Raw genomic sequence first — 455 nt, 5'->3', positions numbered from 1 at the left:
GTCATCCTCGCCAAGACCGTCAAGGGCTACGGCCTCGGACCGCACTTCGAGGGACGCAACGCGACCCACCAGATGAAGAAGCTCACCATGGAAGACCTCAAGGCCTTCCGTGACCACCTGCGCATCCCCATCACGGACGAGCAGCTGGATGCCGACCTCTACCGGCCGCCGTACTACCACCCCGGCATGGACGCCCCGGAAATCAAGTACATGATGGAACGCCGTGCCGAGCTGGGCGGTTTCGTACCGGAACGCCGCAGCGCCCACGCCCCGGTGGCCCTGCCCGAGGAGAAGTCCTACGAGGTCTCCAAGCGCGGCTCCGGCAAGCAGCAGGCCGCCACCACCATGGCCTTCGTGCGCCTGCTCAAGGACCTGATGCGCGACAAGAACTTCGGCAAGCGCTTCGTGCCCGTGGTTCCGGATGAGTCGCGGACCTTCGGGATGGACGCGTTCTT

At 65.3% G+C, this 455-nt stretch carries 1 pseudogene; it reads left to right on the top strand.

Going from position 1 to position 455, the window contains the following annotated elements:
• A pseudogene (locus J1902_RS19145) lies at positions 1 to 455 on the top strand (pyruvate dehydrogenase (acetyl-transferring), homodimeric type); the annotation flags it as partial.

Origin of the sequence: Arthrobacter cavernae (genome assembly GCF_017368795.1) — a bacterium.
Taxonomy (GTDB): domain Bacteria; phylum Actinomycetota; class Actinomycetes; order Actinomycetales; family Micrococcaceae; genus Arthrobacter; species Arthrobacter cavernae.
This window is presented reverse-complemented; position numbering and strand designations above follow the sequence as displayed.